At 35.9% G+C, this 16,473-nt stretch carries 17 protein-coding genes; 11 read left to right on the top strand and 6 right to left on the bottom strand.

Going from position 1 to position 16,473, the window contains the following annotated elements; translation table 11 throughout:
- Window positions 1-7 precede the first annotated feature (7 nt).
- Entirely contained in the window at window positions 8-1,279 is a 1,272-nt protein-coding gene (gene tyrS / locus GHT08_RS12070; protein ID WP_163581665.1) for a tyrosine--tRNA ligase, read from the top strand.
- A 222-nt stretch (window positions 1,280-1,501) separates the two neighbouring features.
- Here tyrS and cydS read toward each other — a convergent pair whose 3' ends face one another.
- Genes cydS through GHT08_RS12060 form a run of 3 tightly spaced genes read right to left on the bottom strand, consistent with a single transcriptional unit; the run spans window position 1,502 to window position 3,994 of the window.
- On the bottom strand, window positions 1,502-1,600 hold the full coding sequence (gene cydS, locus GHT08_RS22600; protein ID WP_420370973.1) for a cytochrome bd oxidase small subunit CydS family protein: 99 nt from the start codon (window positions 1,598-1,600) through the stop codon (window positions 1,502-1,504).
- Window positions 1,601-1,634: 34 nt separating this feature from the next.
- A complete protein-coding gene (locus tag GHT08_RS12065) occupies window positions 1,635-2,651 on the bottom strand; it encodes a cytochrome d ubiquinol oxidase subunit II (RefSeq protein WP_163581648.1) in 1,017 nt (338 codons plus the stop codon).
- Window positions 2,652-2,656: 5 nt separating this feature from the next.
- Entirely contained in the window at window positions 2,657-3,994 is a 1,338-nt protein-coding gene (locus GHT08_RS12060; RefSeq protein ID WP_163581647.1) for a cytochrome ubiquinol oxidase subunit I, read from the bottom strand.
- Between the two features lie 248 nt (window positions 3,995-4,242).
- Here GHT08_RS12060 and GHT08_RS12055 point away from each other — a divergent pair, with 248 nt between their 5' ends.
- From GHT08_RS12055 to GHT08_RS12020, 8 genes are all read left to right on the top strand, one after another.
- Window positions 4,243-4,698, top strand: coding sequence for an SRPBCC family protein (locus GHT08_RS12055; protein ID WP_163581646.1), 456 nt, complete (start codon window positions 4,243-4,245; stop codon window positions 4,696-4,698).
- Window positions 4,699-4,810: 112 nt separating this feature from the next.
- Window positions 4,811-6,235, top strand: a complete 1,425-nt coding sequence (locus tag GHT08_RS12050) for an alanine/glycine:cation symporter family protein (RefSeq protein ID WP_163581645.1) — start codon at window positions 4,811-4,813, stop codon at window positions 6,233-6,235.
- A 192-nt stretch (window positions 6,236-6,427) separates the two neighbouring features.
- Window positions 6,428-6,742, top strand: a complete 315-nt coding sequence (locus tag GHT08_RS12045; RefSeq protein ID WP_163581644.1) for a PadR family transcriptional regulator — start codon at window positions 6,428-6,430, stop codon at window positions 6,740-6,742.
- Window positions 6,743-6,757: 15 nt separating this feature from the next.
- The gene (locus tag GHT08_RS12040; protein WP_163581643.1) at window positions 6,758-7,363 is read left to right on the top strand and encodes a DUF2812 domain-containing protein; all 606 of its coding nucleotides are present in this window, start codon (window positions 6,758-6,760) and stop codon (window positions 7,361-7,363) included.
- A gap of 488 nt (window positions 7,364-7,851) precedes the next feature.
- Window positions 7,852-8,880 (top strand): PhnD/SsuA/transferrin family substrate-binding protein, encoded by a 1,029-nt coding sequence (locus tag GHT08_RS12035; protein ID WP_163581642.1) that lies wholly within the window; start codon window positions 7,852-7,854, stop codon window positions 8,878-8,880.
- A gap of 78 nt (window positions 8,881-8,958) precedes the next feature.
- Entirely contained in the window at window positions 8,959-9,723 is a 765-nt protein-coding gene (gene phnC / locus GHT08_RS12030; protein ID WP_163581641.1) for a phosphonate ABC transporter ATP-binding protein, read from the top strand.
- Between the two features lie 13 nt (window positions 9,724-9,736).
- Complete coding sequence (phnE, locus tag GHT08_RS12025; protein WP_163581640.1) at window positions 9,737-10,522, top strand: phosphonate ABC transporter, permease protein PhnE; 786 nt, start codon at window positions 9,737-9,739, stop codon at window positions 10,520-10,522.
- A complete protein-coding gene (locus GHT08_RS12020; RefSeq protein WP_163581639.1) occupies window positions 10,522-11,388 on the top strand; it encodes an ABC transporter permease subunit in 867 nt (288 codons plus the stop codon). The genes phnE and GHT08_RS12020 overlap by 1 nt, the downstream gene beginning before the upstream one ends.
- 95 nt (window positions 11,389-11,483) lie before the next feature.
- Here GHT08_RS12020 and GHT08_RS12015 read toward each other — a convergent pair whose 3' ends face one another.
- Complete coding sequence (locus GHT08_RS12015; protein ID WP_163581638.1) at window positions 11,484-12,200, bottom strand: sulfotransferase family 2 domain-containing protein; 717 nt, start codon at window positions 12,198-12,200, stop codon at window positions 11,484-11,486.
- 320 nt (window positions 12,201-12,520) lie between these two features.
- Between GHT08_RS12015 and GHT08_RS12010 the strand changes: the two genes are divergently transcribed.
- Entirely contained in the window at window positions 12,521-12,958 is a 438-nt protein-coding gene (locus GHT08_RS12010; RefSeq protein ID WP_163581637.1) for an NUDIX hydrolase, read from the top strand.
- 223 nt (window positions 12,959-13,181) lie between these two features.
- Here the strand turns inward: GHT08_RS12010 and rpsD are convergent, their stop codons facing one another.
- Window positions 13,182-13,784, bottom strand: a complete 603-nt coding sequence (gene rpsD, locus GHT08_RS12005) for a 30S ribosomal protein S4 (protein ID WP_163581636.1) — start codon at window positions 13,782-13,784, stop codon at window positions 13,182-13,184.
- Between the two features lie 238 nt (window positions 13,785-14,022).
- Window positions 14,023-14,502, bottom strand: a complete 480-nt coding sequence (locus tag GHT08_RS12000; protein ID WP_238343561.1) for a GAF domain-containing protein — start codon at window positions 14,500-14,502, stop codon at window positions 14,023-14,025.
- 242 nt (window positions 14,503-14,744) lie between these two features.
- On the opposite strand from GHT08_RS12000, the gene ezrA reads away from it, so the two are divergent.
- Window positions 14,745-16,451: a septation ring formation regulator EzrA gene (ezrA, locus tag GHT08_RS11995; RefSeq protein ID WP_163581635.1), complete on the top strand. Its 1,707-nt coding sequence runs from the start codon at window positions 14,745-14,747 to the stop codon at window positions 16,449-16,451.
- The last annotated feature ends 22 nt before the right edge of the window (window positions 16,452-16,473 follow it).

Here is a 16,473-nt window from a genome sequence, read left to right as displayed (position 1 = left end):
TATTAAAATGCATATTTTAGACGAATTAGCCAAAAGAGACCTGATTCAACAGACAACCGATGATGACGGTTTAAGAAAACATTTAGATAACAATATTGTTACCCTATACTGTGGATTTGATCCGACAGCTGACAGCTTACATATTGGACACCTGTTACCGGTTTTAATGCTGAAAAGGTTCCAAAAAGCTGGTCATCGTCCAATTGCTTTAATTGGTGGTGGAACAGGTTTAATTGGTGACCCAAGTGGCCGTTCTACAGAAAGATCTTTAAACAGTCCGGAAGTAGTAAAAGGATTTAGTGAAAAAATTAAAGAACAGCTAGCAAGCATCTTAAATTTCGATCAAGGGGAAAATAGTGCTGTAGCTCGTAACAACCATGAATGGCTAGCGAGTTTAACCTTCATTGAATTTTTGCGTGACATCGGTAAACACTTTAGTATCAACTATATGTTGGCTAAAGATTCTGTAGAATCCAGATTGGAAGGCGGCCTTTCCTTTACAGAATTTAGTTACATGATGCTGCAATCGTTCGACTTTCTGAATCTGTACGAAAAAGAAAATTGCACCCTGCAAATTGGTGGTAGTGATCAATGGGGGAACATTACAGCGGGAATGGAGCTAATCCGTCGTAAACGGTTTGAAAACGAGAAAGAAGAAGCAGAAGTATACGGTTTAACAGTACCTTTGATTACCAAGAGCGATGGAACCAAATTCGGGAAAACGGCTGGTGGAGCAGTATGGCTTGATCCGGAGAAAACAACACCATATGAATTTTACCAATTCTGGATTAATACCGATGATCGTGATGTAATCCGGTTTATTAAATACTTTACGTTTATTGATTTTGATGAAATAGCAGCTCTGGAGAAAGAGTTAGAAGAAGCTCCGGAGCAACGTATACCGCATAAACGCTTAGCAGAAGAAATGACCAAACTGGTTCATGGTGAAGAAGCGTTAAAACAAGCACAGAAAATCACTGCAGCTTTATTCAGTGGGGATTTAACAAGCTTGAATGCTGCTGAAATTGAGCAAGGATTTAAAGATGTACCTTCTGTGACTATAGAGAATAAAGAAATTGGTTTAATTGATTTATTGGTGGAAGCTAATATTTCCTCTTCCAAGCGTCAAGCACGTGAAGATATTAAGAATGGTGCCATCTACATTAATGGTATTAGAAATCAAGAATTAACGCATCAATTAACAGAGAAAGACCGAATCGAAGATAAATTTACGATTATTAGAAGAGGGAAGAAGAAATACTTCTTAATTCGCTTTTAATGATTGAGGATAAAACCAGGCTTAAGAGTTAACAGCCTGGTTTTTTTAAAGAGACAAGAAAGTAATTTGCGAAGATGTCTAGCTCCGAGCGCCCAGAAACTAGGCGACTTCACGAATCGCCCTACGATAAGTCATCATCGGTTCGTAAACTCACCGTGATTCCTTTATCTCAGTTGATGCGTTCCAGTCGCTACGTTTCTAAACGGGCGCTCTACGCTTTTCTTACTTTATTTTGTTGTTTTTCGCAACGAACCAGAATGTAAATATAATACTGATGATTAAGATAATAAAGGGAGCATAAAAGTATATAAACTCGTTCATATGTGAGTCCTCCTTTTTTTAGCGCCAATATGTCTCACTTTATTTTCCCTTCTACGTAATCCTTGTTGAAAAGAAATAGACGTAATAGTAACCATAAGGAAGGTATTAATAAGCAAAATCCCGCAATAAAAGCAAAAATTAGCGCAATAGCCATTCCTTCGTTTGTGAAACCTTCATCTATCGTCAAATATGGATAAAGTAAGTAAGGATAATGAGAGATTCCATAAGCATAGAAAGCAATAAAAAATTGACCAGTAAGTAAGAAAAATGCAAGGCCATAAGATTTTTTCTGCCAAATAAAATAGACGGTTGCGATAAACAAAATTCCCGAAAGTGCAAACATCCACCATAGATCAAGCATTCTTTGAAAGTGAGCAGGATTATGGGTTCGCAATTCAACAATAATCCCAGTAGCTGTTATCATTGCAGGCCCAGCCCATATTAAGGCATATTTCCTTAATAGAGTGGTTGCTGGGCGATCTTTTGCCTTATGAGCATACCAAGTAAGAAAAACAGCTGAAATGTAGAGAACAGAAGTTAAACTTAAAATTACAATACTCCATGTCAAAGGGCTTGTGAATAAGTTAGCATATTGCAAAGAAAGTTCATTATTTTTTTTTACAATAAAACCACCTTCTGAGATTGTTAATACGATCGAAAGCGAAGCAGGGATCAACAAGCCTGAAAAACCATATAAGTAAGTCCAGAAATTGCTTCTTAGTTTACCATAAGTAGTGAATGCATAATAGGCACCCCTAATTGCTAAGAGGATCAGAGACAAACTGGCAGGCACTAATAATATAGTGCCATAATAATAAGCAGTACTAGGAAAGAATCCTACAATACCAACGAAGAAAAAGACAAGAAAGACATTGGTAACCTCCCACACAGGAGAAAGGTAGCGTTGAACAATCTTACTAATAATATGTTGTTTATTGGTTAAGACACTGTAGGCGTGAAAGAACCCTGCTCCAAAATCAATAGAAGCAACAATAATATATCCAAATAAAAATAGCCAAAGTACTACAATACCGATGATTTCATAGGACATGTAGTTCACCTTCCGTTTCTTTGTTGATCCAGTAGTTCTTGCTCTACAGGATTATTTTTAAACATTCGGGTTAAGACAATAACACTTGCTAACCCGAGTACCAGATATAATCCAATAAAGAGTAGAAGCATAAAATCAACATGATTACTTGTCGTAGCAGCATTTTCTGTCCGTAAGATGCCGCGCAATACCCATGGCTGTCTACCAACTTCAGCTAACCACCATCCGGCCTCAATAGCTATCATGGATAATGGTCCTGTACTTACGATCAGCCAGAGAAAAAATCTGTTCCTAATAAAAGTTCTATTTAAGGCATTACCAATAATGTAAAATAGTGCGATTATCATTGTAATCATACCGATAATCACCATAATGTTAAATAAATAATGGATGTAGAGCGGAGGGATTTCATCTTCTTCAAACTGATCTAAGCCGATTACTTCTGCATTCGGGTTGCCATGAGCGAGAATACTTAATGCATAAGGAACCTCTAACGAGAATTTAATCTCGTCCCCATTAGTCAAAAATCCGAACAATGTTAGTGATGCCTGATTTTCCGTTTCAAAGTGCCATTCCATTGCTGCTAGCTTTTCTGGTTGATATGCTGCGAGATATTTACCAGCAAAATCGCCGATAACAGCAGAAGCTATCGAGAATATTAGTCCAACTTTCAGGGTCAGTAAAAGAGCTTTTTTATGGTAGATATGATTGGAACCTTTTAGTAGACGGAATGCGCCAATTGCTGCTAATACAAATGCTGACGTCATATATGCTGTTGCTACAACATGGGCAACTTTTGTCGGCATGGCTGGATTAAACATGGCAACAAGCGGTTCAACATTAATGAGTTCGCCATTCATTAATTCAAATCCTTGTGGTGCATTCATAAAGGCATTGACCATCGTAATAAAAACAGCAGAAAAAGAAGCGCCTATTGCTACAGGAATTAAAAGTAACATATGCTTACGTTGATCACGAAATCTGTCCCACGTATATAAATAAATACCAAGAAAAATAGCCTCAAAGAAGAAGGCGAATGTTTCCATAAATAATGGAAGTGCTATTGCCTGGCCAGCTAACTCCATAAAGGTTGGCCATAGCAAGTTAAGTTGTAAACCAATTGCTGTTCCTGTTACCACACCAACTGCAACAGTAATGACGAAACCTCTTGTCCATCTTCTCGCTAATAAAATGTAGTGCTCATCCTGTTTCTTTATGCCAAGCCATTGTGCGAGAAATATAAGAAAAGGAATCCCTACACCAATGGTTGCATAAATAATATGGAATGAAAGTGTTAATTCGGTTAATAGGCGACTGTAAAAAACAGCTTGTTCACTTTCCATAGTTGCTCCCTCTCATCCTGAAAGAATACGTCCGAGTATTGATAAACCGATCACAAAAGCGACAAAAAAAGTTAAAATAATTAACCAGTGTTCCTGTTTCTTATACATGGTGATATCCTCCGGTTAGCGATAAGCTATTGGTAGTGTAAACTCTCTAGAGAAGAATATACCTTTTTTACATAAAATAAATACAAAAATGTGAATGATCGTTCAAAGTTCTACATATGAAATGATAAGGAGGGATTTAAATGCCGAATGGTACACATTTTGTCCAATTGGATTTACCGATTGAGAAGGTCTGGGAATTTGTCAGCGATATAAACAGATGGGCACCGTTAGCACCGGGATATATCGACCACAAGATTATTGATGAGCATCAATCAACATGGCATTTCAAAGGTGACGTTGGCAAGGTGCAAAAGAAGATAGGACTGAAAGTAAATATAATAGAATGGGTGGCACCGACTAGTGTCAGGTTTAAGTTGAAAGGAATAAGTGAAAACTTAGAAGGAAGTGGATATTTTCAAGCAGAGAAAATTACTGCTGAAAGAACGAATGTTACTGGATGTTTATCTATATCTGCTGGTGGCATGATGGCACCGATGATTAATAGTGTATTAAAATCGGTAGTTCCAAAGACAACCATTGAATTTACAGAATCAGTTGCAAACAGGTTGATGAAAGAGCAAGCTGTTTCAAAGTAACTACATATCCCTTGTCCATCCAATGGATAAGGGATTAACTTGTTTTTTTGGAGAATGTGTATTATATTATGTAATTTGGGGATAGTTTTTCATACGAGAGGAGTGGAACATCATGGACAAACTAGAATGGCTAGCTTCCAAAATAGTCGAATGGGGTAATCTGATTCTTTGGGATTATGTATTAATTTACTTACTGATAGGGGCAGGTATATTCTTTACCCTTCGATCTAAATTTGTTCAATTCCGTTTATTCGGGGATATGTTTAAAGTTATTTCAGAGGAAGCACTTGAACAAAGCGGTAAAAAAGGAACCAATGCCTTCCAAGCATTCAGTATTACCATCGCGTCAAGAGTTGGGACAGGTAACCTAGCTGGTGTAGCGTTAGCCGTTGCAATTGGTGGACCTGGTGCTGTGTTCTGGATGTGGGTGATTGCATTAATTGGAATGGCAACTGCATTTATCGAAAGTACACTTGCTCAAGTTTATAAAGTTCCAGATAAAGATGGTTTCAGAGGCGGACCGGCTTATTATATGGAAAAAGCTTTAGGACAGAAATGGCTTGGTATTCTATTCTCGATATTGATAACCATTACATTTGGCTTTATTTTTAATGCTGTACAAGCCAATACGATTTCAGCTGCAGTAGAACAAGCGTTTAATATTGATAAAGTATGGACAGGTATTATACTCGTTGTATTAGCAGGGTTAATTATTTTTGGTGGTATTAAACGTATTGCTTCTGTTGCAGGAGTGATTGTACCTATTATGGCAGTAATATATATGGCTGTTGCCCTTTACGTGGTATTCACCAATATTACAGCTATTCCAGATGTGTTTATGCTGATCATAAAAAATGCATTTGGATTAGAAGAAGTATTCGGTGGTGGTGCAGGTGCAGCGATGATGTATGGAATCCGTCGTGGTCTCTTTTCCAATGAAGGTGGTATGGGTAGTGCGCCTAACGCAGCTGCAACAGCAGGGGTCAATCACCCAGTTAAACAAGGATTAGTACAATCGCTGGCAGTATTTTTTGACACGATTGTTATTTGTAGTTTAACAGCCTTTATTATCATTCTCTATGATAATTTTTATCAAGCATCAGAAGATGGTATTCAGTTGACACAGGTTGCCTTAAGTGCACATGTCGGTGAATGGGCATCAATTTTCTTAGCGATCACGATCTTCTTCTTTGCCTTTAGTTCTGTAATTGGTAACTATTATTATGGTGAGACGAATGTCAGTTTCTTGAATCCAAAGGGGATATGGGTTAACGTTTATCGTGTTGTCGTTTTAGGGATGGTAATGTTCGGTTCACTGGCCTCTATCCAGATTGTTTGGGATATGGCAGACCTGTTTATGGCAATGATGGCTGTAGTCAACTTAATTGCAATTTTATTATTGAGTAAAATTGCAATGGATGTACTGCAAGATTATGTGAAACAGAGAAAACAAGGAACAGATCCTACATTCCACTATAAGAATATTAAAGGTTTAAAAAACATTTCTTGGTGGGGAGCACAGGAAAAGAAAAAATAATATAACAAACATTATTTTATCTAGATAAGCAGTTTCATTTTGATTTCATTCATTTGATTTCAAGATGGGCTGCTTTTTTTATAATGCACGAGATAAATATGGATTGACATATACAGTCTGACTTTATATAATCAAACTATACAGTTTAACTATATAAATACTCTCAAGTAGTTAATTATTGGAGGATTACTCATGAATAGAGAGAAATATTTGCCTTTAACGGAGACAACATACTATATACTATTATCTTTATTGGAACCGGCACATGGATATCTTATTATGAAAAGAGTTGAAGAGCTAAGTAATCAAAATGTGGTGATTGCAGCAGGAACGCTTTATGGTGCTATTGAAAACTTATCAAAACAGAAGCTAATAAAGTCAGTTGAAAGTGACAATAAACGTCGAAAAATATATGTCATTACGGATAAAGGAAAAGAAGTATTAAAACTAGATTATCAAAGAATGCAGACATTAATAGACATTACTGATAAGTTACTAAATGAATAATGGAGGTTTTTTAAATTGAGAAAATTCAGGGTATTCATTGATCAGGAAAAGGAAGAAAAATGGTTAAAAGAGATGTTACAAAAAGGATATCAATTGGAAGACACTAGCTTCGGATATAAATTCAGAAAAACCAAGGCACAAGATCGAACGATAAAAATAGATTATAGGATTTTTAATGAACAGATAGATTTTATGGATTATTGTACTTTATTTGAAGACAGTGGCTGGAAGCATATAGAGGGTAAAAAATCGTCAGGAAAGCAATATTTTATAAAAGCTGCTGAAAACGGTGCCAAAGATATTTTTTCAGATGAACTATCAAGAGCAAGTAAATACAAAAGGCTTTCTACTAGGTGTTTAAGGACAGGAATTGGCTATATTCCATTATTTTTAGTATTGATTTATACCAAAGTGATAAACGTAGAGGCATTATATAATCCTATGTACTTGTACCTGAATACAGAAATCTGGGAAATGCAAGGTCTTTCATTTTGGACACTATTCCTTCTTGAAACTCCTTTTGCACTACTTCGAGGTTTGCTGTGGTATTTCTTTCCTGTCTCTATCATTTTATATATATATTTCTATTTAAAAGCAAAAAAACTCTATCGTTTAATTTAAGCTGAATAAATAACCGTTTTACCCCTTCGCTACGGCCATAATTTGCACTTTATGAAGATCCACTTTTTCGAGCGGTTTGTGCTCGAAAAAGTTAGCTGAAGGACAAACCTACGGAAAGACCAGTAGGCAGCCGGAGTGACAGTCAAAACAGCCGATTTATTTCATAATGGTTACTAGAGGAGGCGAAGATCTAGTTAGCATTTAGTGATAAGAACTGAGCGGATTTTGCCCAATTTTCTTATCTTCAAGTATTAGATAAGCGTCAATTTTTAGTTCTCTAAAGTCTAGGTAGACACTGCAAGTAAAAAAGTGAGATAACAAGTCTTGTAAATACTTTGTTTAGATAGTGTGAACATTCTTAATTATATGTGAAAAGATAGTAAATTTGTCCAAAACTTCCATGGTTTATGATTTAATGTGACTAGCTTCAGGTAGACGACTTCTCAGTTGAACGAAAAAACTACTTATGAATCATGGAGGGAAATGTCATGCAAAAGAAATGGTTACTTGGTGTTGTGTTCCTTGTAGTTACCGTAATGTTAGCAGCTTGTTCAGAAAGTGCAGAAGGGGAAGAAACAGGTTCGGATGATGTCATTGATATTGTCTGGTATCCAAATGAATCTGGTAATGATTTAAAAACAGCACGTGATGCAATTGGTGATGAAATTGCTGAAGCAACTGGTAAAGAAGTAGAACATCATTTAACGACTGATTATGCAATTGCAATTGAAACGATTGTTAATAATAATGCAGACCTAGCATTTATGGGGGCGCAAGGATATATCGAAGCAAGTGATCAAAATGATGCTATCCAGCCGATTGTTGTATCTACTGGTCCGTCCGGTACTTTAGATGACGCCATGTATCACAGTTGGTTGGCAGTTAAAGTCGAAGATCAAGATGATTACAAAGTGGATGGAGAGTTTTCATTAGATACTCTTGAAGACACAAGATTTTCTTTTGTTTCCAATAGTTCAACATCTGGGTTTGTGGTGCCTTCTTCAACGATAATAGGGCATTTCGCTGATAAGGACTTAACAGAAGAAGATTTAATGGAAGGCGGACCACTTTTCTCACAAGTATTGTTTGGTGGTTCTCATCAAGGTTCAGCTGTGAACTTATTAAATGATAGTGCTGATATTGCAGCGTTTTGTGATTCTTGTGTAGACAATTATGTAGAAGTTGCAGAAGGTGAAGAAAACACAGTCGGTAGCGTATATCGAGTAAAAGATGACGCGGCAGAACCATTTAATACGGTGACTGGTAGCGAGTTTATGTTAATGAGTGTGACACCAGTATTGAATGCCCCATTCGTTGCCAATATGGATGTATTGGGACAAGAAGACTATGATCTCATTCAAGAAGTGTTTGCCTCTGATGAAATCGCAAATAATGAGGATATCTTTGTGCCAGAAGATTCTGACGCATCTGGCTTATTCTCTAAATCAGATCAAGAAAGATTTGTTCCGGTAGAGGATGAGTGGTTCAATCCAATTCGTGAACTTTCTCAAAATTAATAAGAAAGCCCAAGAGGGGTATGCATGAGTAATGCATACTCCGTATTTTCTAAATAAAACGATAAAGGAGTTTGTTCCATGTCATTACTTAAAGTGGAAGGACTAAGTAAGTTTTATGATGGGGAGACCAAGGTATTAAAAGATGTTAATTTTGAAGTGGAAGCTGGGGAGTTCTTATCTGTTATTGGTCCTTCAGGTGCTGGAAAGTCCACCCTACTTCGCTGTATAAATCGCTTGGTGGAAATAAATAAAGGGAAAGTCATTTTTAACGGATTAGATGTAGGCGCAATGAAGAAGAAGGAATTACGACAGTTGCGCACGAATATCGGAATGATTTTTCAGCACTATAATCTCGTGCCACGCTTAACAGTGATCGAAAACGTACTGCATGGTCGGTTCGGCTATAAATCAACGATCCAAGGTGTACTTGGAAGATTTACAGAACAAGAAAAGGAACAGGCATTTTATCTACTAGAGAAGCTGGGAATTTCAGAGCACGCCTACAAACGCTGTGATCAATTAAGCGGTGGTCAGCAACAGCGTGTCGGAATATGTCGTGCACTTATTCAGGAGCCGAAACTGATTCTTTGTGATGAGCCGATTGCCTCCTTAGATCCAAATTCCTCCAAAGTTATTATGGATTATTTGAAATCGATTAGTACGGAAATGGGAATTACTTGTATTGTTAATCTCCATCAAGTGGAAGTAGCAAAGGAATATGCCAGTCGAATTATTGGCTTAAAAAAAGGTGAAATTGTGTTTGATGGCCCTAGCAAACTTCTTTATGGTGAGCAGATTGAGAATATTTATGGAATTGAATCAAGAGAATTAATAACGGTTTAAGGGAGTAGGTAACATGGACGCAAAGCAAATGCGCAAGAATAAATGGCAAACAACGATATTTTTAATTCTCATCATTTTGATCACCTATTTATCTTCTTTCATAACGAAGTTTAATTTAATCGAAAGCATTGCAACTATACCAGCTGCGTTTAGTTGGATATTCTCTAATCTCTTGATTACCGAGGAGTCTTTGGAAAAGCTACCTCAAATTTTGGAAAAACTAGGGGAAACCATTTTTATGTCGATTGCCGCTACAACATTGGCGGCCATTGTATCACTCTTTCTAGCAATAATGGGATCAAAAACTACGAAAGTGAATCAAACATTTAGTGTTATCGCAAGGTTTATCGCCTCGTTTTCAAGAAATATTCCGGTTGTAGCTTGGTCACTAATTTTGTTAATCTCGTTCGGGCAAAATTCTGTAACAGGCTTCTTGGCTTTATTTGTTGCAACAGTGGGTTTCTTGACTAGAGCATTTATTGAATCGGTAGATGAAGCCAATCAAAGTTCTGTTGAAGCACTAACTGCGACAGGTGCAACCTATTTCCATATGATTAGTAAAGCTGTCATCCCACAAAGCCTTCCGCAAATGCTTAGCTGGATCTTGTTTATGATTGAGACTAATATTCGTAGTGCTACGTTAGTTGGGATCTTGACAGGTACAGGTATTGGATACATGTTTGACCTTTATTATAAAAATATGAATTATAACATAGTTGCACTCATTACATTTACCATTATTATCGCCGTTATTGCCATTGAATTAGTATCTAATAAAATACGGAGGGTGATCTTATAATGGAGATGGTGAAAGAACTCGATCCAGCTCTTATTAAGCGTAAGAGAAACGGTCAAATTAATATTAAATCTGGGAATAAAATTGATTCAGTCGTGAAATGGACGATATGGGTGCTAACTGCGTTAACGATATTAGCTTTTTTCTTCTTTGATTATACAGGACTTCAGTTAGAACGTGCGATTACAGAGACAATCCACAATATTCGAGTGATGTTTTTCGAACCAGGATTAAGTCATTTTAGCTGGGGTGAGGCGTTTTATCAAGTAGGAGTAACTCTTGGTTTAGGTGTGTTAGCAACGATTTTTGGTGCGATAATTGCTTTCTTTCTTGCCTTAATGGCAGCAGAAAATCTCTCTAAACCATGGCTATCCAACACTGTTCGGGTTGTAGTAGCGTTTATTCGTGCAGTACCAACAGTACTATGGGTATTAATATTTGCTATTGCTGCTGGTCTTGGAAGTGAAGCAGCAGTACTGGGGATGTTGTTCCACTCCGTAGCCTATCTGGTTAAAGCATTTTCTGAATCATTTGAGGAAGTGAATCCGGGGATAATCGAAGCATTACGAGCAACAGGATCTAGTTGGTGGCATATTGTGATCAATGGTGTCCTCCCATCCACTTTCACTTATTTATTGTCTTGGACGTTTTTACGTTTTGAGATAAACTTTTCTGTAGCAGTGGCAATGGGTGCGGCTGCCGGAGCAGGTGGTATCGGATTTGAACTATTCATGGCATCTGGATTCTATTTTGATTTACGAGAAGTAGGTTTTATTACATACGCGGTATTAATTATTGCTATTATCTTAGAGGTTATTTCAACTCGTTTGAAAGAACGTTATTTTCCCTCTTCGGTTAAAACAGGATAGAGTTCAGTGGCATTGGTAAATGATTTTTGACTGTTAATATGAAAAAAAATATCCCTCATCTAATTTAGGTGGGGGATTTTACGTTTACAGAATAGTCAGGTATTGAATTGCTTGACCCATTTGTTTAATTCTTTTTGTGTATCTTTATCAAGAGAGTTCAATTTTTTAATGAAATGCTGTTTTGCCCATTCATATAGTTCTTTATCATGATGATTGACTTGATCAATGGACTGAATGATGTTGGGAGCAATGTTATTCATCTCCGGTCTGCTGTTTGTTTTATTCTTTCTATTAATAGATGCAATGTTCCAACCATAAATTTGCTGCATACAAAACAAAGATTCAAGATACATGTCGGTAAATCCTACTAAGTCAAAGTGTTTAGTGATATGATGTTTTGCTCTTTCTAAATCATTGGGATCACCACCGGATAAATATCGTGTCGCGAGGTTAACCGTTCTATAACGAATATTACGAATATCGTTTTTGTTATATGGTTGGTTATCTATTTCTTCATTTTGCATATTTTCGACAAATTCTTGCAGGGGCATATCATTTACTTTTTGGTATAACGGGTCTCGTTCATAACTTCTTATATAATAATAAGTAGAAATAACACGGTCAGCTGGGTCTCTTAGAAACGTGAAAAAGCGAATTGGTTTTTGATACTCCTTAAAATATCGGTTGTGCCATACATGGATAGTATCTTGTTGTCTTTCGAATAAGTCCCACAAAGTCTTTCCACCTGTTTTCGGTATATGCAAAAAAACTGGGTTCTCAGGGGTCGTAGCTTCTTTATCAAAAATGATCACGCTCTTCAGCCTTTCTGTATCATTCTTATCTATAAAATTATTACTGTATTATAAGCAGGTGACAGAAATTTGTGTAGGTTATATAAAAGGAGCTTAAAGGCATATTTTTTTATGAGTGAAGAAAACTTGGAAATGGATATTTGGTGTTATAACAGTGTCGTCTTGAATAAGGTGTTTTTTTATTTTAATTTTACTTACAATTGATTAATAAGGAGTGAACGATTCCTCCTATTCTTTATTATGTTAACGTGAATTCAATAATTATTGTTAAAATAAAGGAAGAATTGTATTTAATTAAATTTAATTTGCAGGAGGTTCCTATGAAAAAAGGAATAATTAGACCTTTAGTTATTTGTATATTTAGCAATCAAGATTATATTCTTGTAGCAGAAGGATATGATAATTTGAAGAATCAATTCTATTATCGGCCAATTGGCGGTGGCATTGAATATGGAGAATTAAGCTCCCAAGCACTGATTAGAGAAGTTAATGAGGAAATAGGTCAAGAAATAAATAACCTTAAATATTTAGGAACCATTGAAAATATTTTTACATACAACGGCGATATTGGACATGAAATTGTTATGGTGTATGATGCTGAATTTGTGGATGGTTTAGTTTATAGAACTAATTCTTTTCTAGGGATAGAAAATGATGGAACAACATTTAAACTGTTCTGGAAAACGCTAAGCGAATTCGAAAAAGGTGAGTTAAAGCTTGTACCTGAAAATTTAATGACACTAATACGTGAAAAATAAAACCATAATGTTCTATTGTAAATAAGTAAAATTGGAAATAAAGATCAAATTGAATTAATCTTTCCCTTTTTACAATCCTTTCATGTATTTCTAGTGCTTGACGGAGTAAAGTATGTAAATATAAGATGATCATTTATAAAGATAAAAACAAACAAAAACTCTAGAAAACTTGGTGAACAAGTCTTCTAGAGTTTTTAAAACTGCTAAAAAGTATGCTCTGAAATTAACGAGAGTAGAACTCAACGATAAGTGCTTCGTTAATTTCAGCTGGTAATTCAGAACGCTCTGGTAAGCGAGTGAAAGTACCTTCTAATTTGTCTGCGTCGAAAGTTACGAATTCTGGTGTGAAAGTGTTAGCCTCAATAGCATCAGCGATAATATCTAGCTTTTGAGATTTTTCACGTACACCGATAACTTGACCAGGTTTTACTTGGTAAGAAGGAATGTCAACGCGACCTCCATCTACAGTAATGTGACCGTGGTTAACTAATTGACGTGCTTGACGACGAGTTCTAGCAAGTCCTAGACGGTAAACAAGGTTATCAAGACGAGATTCAAGAAGGATCATGAAGTTCTCACCGTGGATACCTTTTATTTTACCAGCACGATCAAATAAACTACGGAATTGACGTTCATTGATTCCGTACATGAAACGTAGCTTTTGTTTTTCTTGTAATTGTAAACCATATTCAGATAGTTTACGACGTTGATTAGGTCCGTGTTGACCTGGTGCATAAGGACGTTTGTCTAACTCCTTACCAGTACCTGTTAATGAGATACCAAGACGACGAGACTTTTTCCATACAGAACCTGTATAGCGAGCCATTGTACATCTTCTCCTTTATATATGAATTTTGCATAAAATAAGACAGTGTGTCCCTATCTCGACAGCCATTTTGTTTTCATGCATCCTCGCCCTAGTAGCAGAGAGTTACTCGATGCACCTCGCTTTAGCTTTTCCAATGAGGAACAAAATGGTCAGCCAGCGGTTCACATAGGCTACCTTTTTTACACAAAGTCCATTATATGATGCTAGGGGAGTAATGTCAATAGCAATATGTGTTCTAAATATATTTTTCTAGAGTTTGAACGAATTGTTCTAAATATTTCTGGTCCGTTTCATCAAAGCGATTTTTATTAGGGCTATCGATGTCTAATACACCGAAAATTTCACCATCTTTGATAATGGGTACAACGATTTCTGATTGGCTTGCTGCATCACAAGCAATATGACCAGGGAATTGGTGTACATCTGCTACCAGTTGGGTTTTCTTTTCCGCAACAGCTGTTCCACATACTCCTTTGCCACTTTTAATTCGTACACATGCAGGCAACCCTTGGAATGGCCCCAACACTAATTCGTCGTCTTTCCAAATATAAAAACCTACCCAGTTCACATCTTCTAAAAATTGGTTTAATAATGCAGATGCATTAGATAAATTTGCAATTACATCAGGTTCATCATGTAAAAGGGCATCTAATTGCTTAATAACGATTGGATAATCTTTCTGTTTAGCACCGTTATAACTTTGTGTTTCAAACATATGTCCCCACTCCTCAATATGAATTTTATTTATCATACAACACATTAACTTACGTGACAAATCATCAAACTTAATTATATAAAAAAACAGATTTCGATAAAAATATTCAAAAATAGTAAAATTTTTAGCAAAAAGGTGTAGAAACATGGTATCATAACAAGTAACAATAAAGTCGTCTTAAAATATAAGGAAATTTAACTATACATATACAAGCTATCGGTTGTTTTAAAGGAGGATTACTTATGTTGGAATTCGTGATCGGTGGAATTCTTATTATTATTGTATTACTTATTATTGGACTCATCTTTAGGAAAAAGGTCTATGATAATGTCGATCGCCTGGAAGCATGGAAGATGGATATTATGAATCGAAATGTTACGGCAGAATTGGCCAAAGTAAAACAACTAAATTTATCAGGTGAAACACAAGAAAAATTTGAGAGCTGGAAAGAAAACTGGGACTTCATTCTGACAAGAGAACTGCCAGATATGGAGGAATATTTGTTAGATGCAGAAGAAGCTGCAGACAGATTTCGAATTAATGCATCGAAGAAAAATCTGCAACATGTTGAAAAAGCCTTGCAAAATATTGAAAAGAATATTGAAGACATGTATACGGAACTAGATCATTTGCTTAATTCAGAGAAATATGTTCGACAAGAAATTAAAGATTTAGATCCGAGAATTAAAGAACTGAAGAAATACCTCTTACATAATCGTACGCAATTTGGTAGAGCGGAAATTGTTTTTGAATCAGAATTAACGAAGTTGGAGAAACGTTTAACAGAGTACTCCATGTTAACAGATGAAGGAAATTATATGGAAGCACAAGATTTAATTGAAGCACTAAAAGACGAAATAGAAAATATAGAAGAAAGAATCAGTGCTTTTCCAGGTATCTATCGCCAATGCAAACAGCAAATTCCAGATCAGATGAAAGACTTGCTTAGAGGTATGGCTGAAATGGAAGAAGAAGGTTATCGTGTACAGCAGTTTGGTTTTGAAAAAGAATTAAAGCAATATGAAAATATGTTAAAAAATGCGATAAAAGAATTAGATAACGGTGAGACAAATAAAATTGAAGAATCATTAGAACAAATGGAAGAACGTCTGAATGAAATGTTTCAGTTATTGGAAAAAGAAGCAAAGTCAAAATCAATTGTAGAAAGTCAATTTCCGAATGCGAGACAACATTTAATCGATATTCAAGAGCAGGTGGAAAGCACTTCTAATGAAATTAAAGAATTACAACAAACATACTATTTAGAAGAGGCCGATCTTGAACTGTTCCTCAGCATTGAAAAATGGCTTGCTAAAACAGAAAATCAATTTGAACAAATTGAAAAAGAATATGAAGATCGTCAAGCAAATCATTTAGAAATTAAAGATAAACTGGATACTTTCTCAGAAGAACTGGATAAGTTAGATAAAGCACAAGCAGATTTCCAATTGCAGATTAAAGATTTAAGAAAAGATGAAATGGAAGCAAAAGAACAGATTGCTAAATTAAAGCAACAATTGATTCATACCGATAAAAAGTTACAGAAAAGCAATATGCCAGGAATTCCTTCTTTTATTATCAATGCATTGGAAGAATCAACGGAAAAATGTGAAGTGGTTTTAAAACAGTTACAAAAACATCCGTTAGATATGGGGAAAGTACAACATAGCATTGCGGAAGCGACTAAATCCGTTAATAATTTTGTCGAGCAAACCAATTTATTACTGGATCAGGCGCGTTTAGTGGAATTAGCTATTCAATATGGAAATCGATATCGAAGTAGTCATCCATTATTAGCTTCCCATTTATCGGAAGCGGAACAATTATTTAGAGATTATAAATACGAAAATGCATTAGAAACAGCGGTAAAGGCGTTGGAGGAAGTAGATTCCAATGCCATGGCAAAAATTGAAGAAATGGACAAAGCATTTCAACGAAAGGCTAATTAGGTATAGCAAAGGTGGGAAGACA

It is taken from the genome of Gracilibacillus saliphilus, assembly GCF_010994085.1.
Classification (GTDB): Bacteria; Bacillota; Bacilli; order Bacillales; family Amphibacillaceae; genus Gracilibacillus; species Gracilibacillus lacisalsi.
Note: the sequence above shows the minus strand (reverse complement) of the source record. Positions and strands in the feature narration are given on the sequence as shown.

Excerpts from the sequence above, each read along its gene's own strand:
- tyrS (WP_163581665.1), top strand. The coding sequence starts at position 8 with ATGCATATTTTAGACGAATTAGCCAAAAGAGACCTGATTCAACAGACA.
- cydS (WP_420370973.1), bottom strand. The coding sequence starts at position 1,600 with ATGAACGAGTTTATATACTTTTATGCTCCCTTTATTATCTTAATCATC.
- GHT08_RS12065 (WP_163581648.1), bottom strand. The coding sequence starts at position 2,651 with ATGTCCTATGAAATCATCGGTATTGTAGTACTTTGGCTATTTTTATTT.
- GHT08_RS12060 (WP_163581647.1), bottom strand. The coding sequence starts at position 3,994 with ATGGAAAGTGAACAAGCTGTTTTTTACAGTCGCCTATTAACCGAATTA.
- GHT08_RS12055 (WP_163581646.1), top strand. The coding sequence starts at position 4,243 with ATGCCGAATGGTACACATTTTGTCCAATTGGATTTACCGATTGAGAAG.
- GHT08_RS12050 (WP_163581645.1), top strand. The coding sequence starts at position 4,811 with ATGGACAAACTAGAATGGCTAGCTTCCAAAATAGTCGAATGGGGTAAT.
- GHT08_RS12045 (WP_163581644.1), top strand. The coding sequence starts at position 6,428 with ATGAATAGAGAGAAATATTTGCCTTTAACGGAGACAACATACTATATA.
- GHT08_RS12035 (WP_163581642.1), top strand. The coding sequence starts at position 7,852 with ATGCAAAAGAAATGGTTACTTGGTGTTGTGTTCCTTGTAGTTACCGTA.
- phnC (WP_163581641.1), top strand. The coding sequence starts at position 8,959 with ATGTCATTACTTAAAGTGGAAGGACTAAGTAAGTTTTATGATGGGGAG.
- phnE (WP_163581640.1), top strand. The coding sequence starts at position 9,737 with ATGGACGCAAAGCAAATGCGCAAGAATAAATGGCAAACAACGATATTT.
- GHT08_RS12020 (WP_163581639.1), top strand. The coding sequence starts at position 10,522 with ATGGAGATGGTGAAAGAACTCGATCCAGCTCTTATTAAGCGTAAGAGA.
- GHT08_RS12010 (WP_163581637.1), top strand. The coding sequence starts at position 12,521 with ATGAAAAAAGGAATAATTAGACCTTTAGTTATTTGTATATTTAGCAAT.
- rpsD (WP_163581636.1), bottom strand. The coding sequence starts at position 13,784 with ATGGCTCGCTATACAGGTTCTGTATGGAAAAAGTCTCGTCGTCTTGGT.
- GHT08_RS12000 (WP_238343561.1), bottom strand. The coding sequence starts at position 14,502 with ATGTTTGAAACACAAAGTTATAACGGTGCTAAACAGAAAGATTATCCA.
- ezrA (WP_163581635.1), top strand. The coding sequence starts at position 14,745 with ATGTTGGAATTCGTGATCGGTGGAATTCTTATTATTATTGTATTACTT.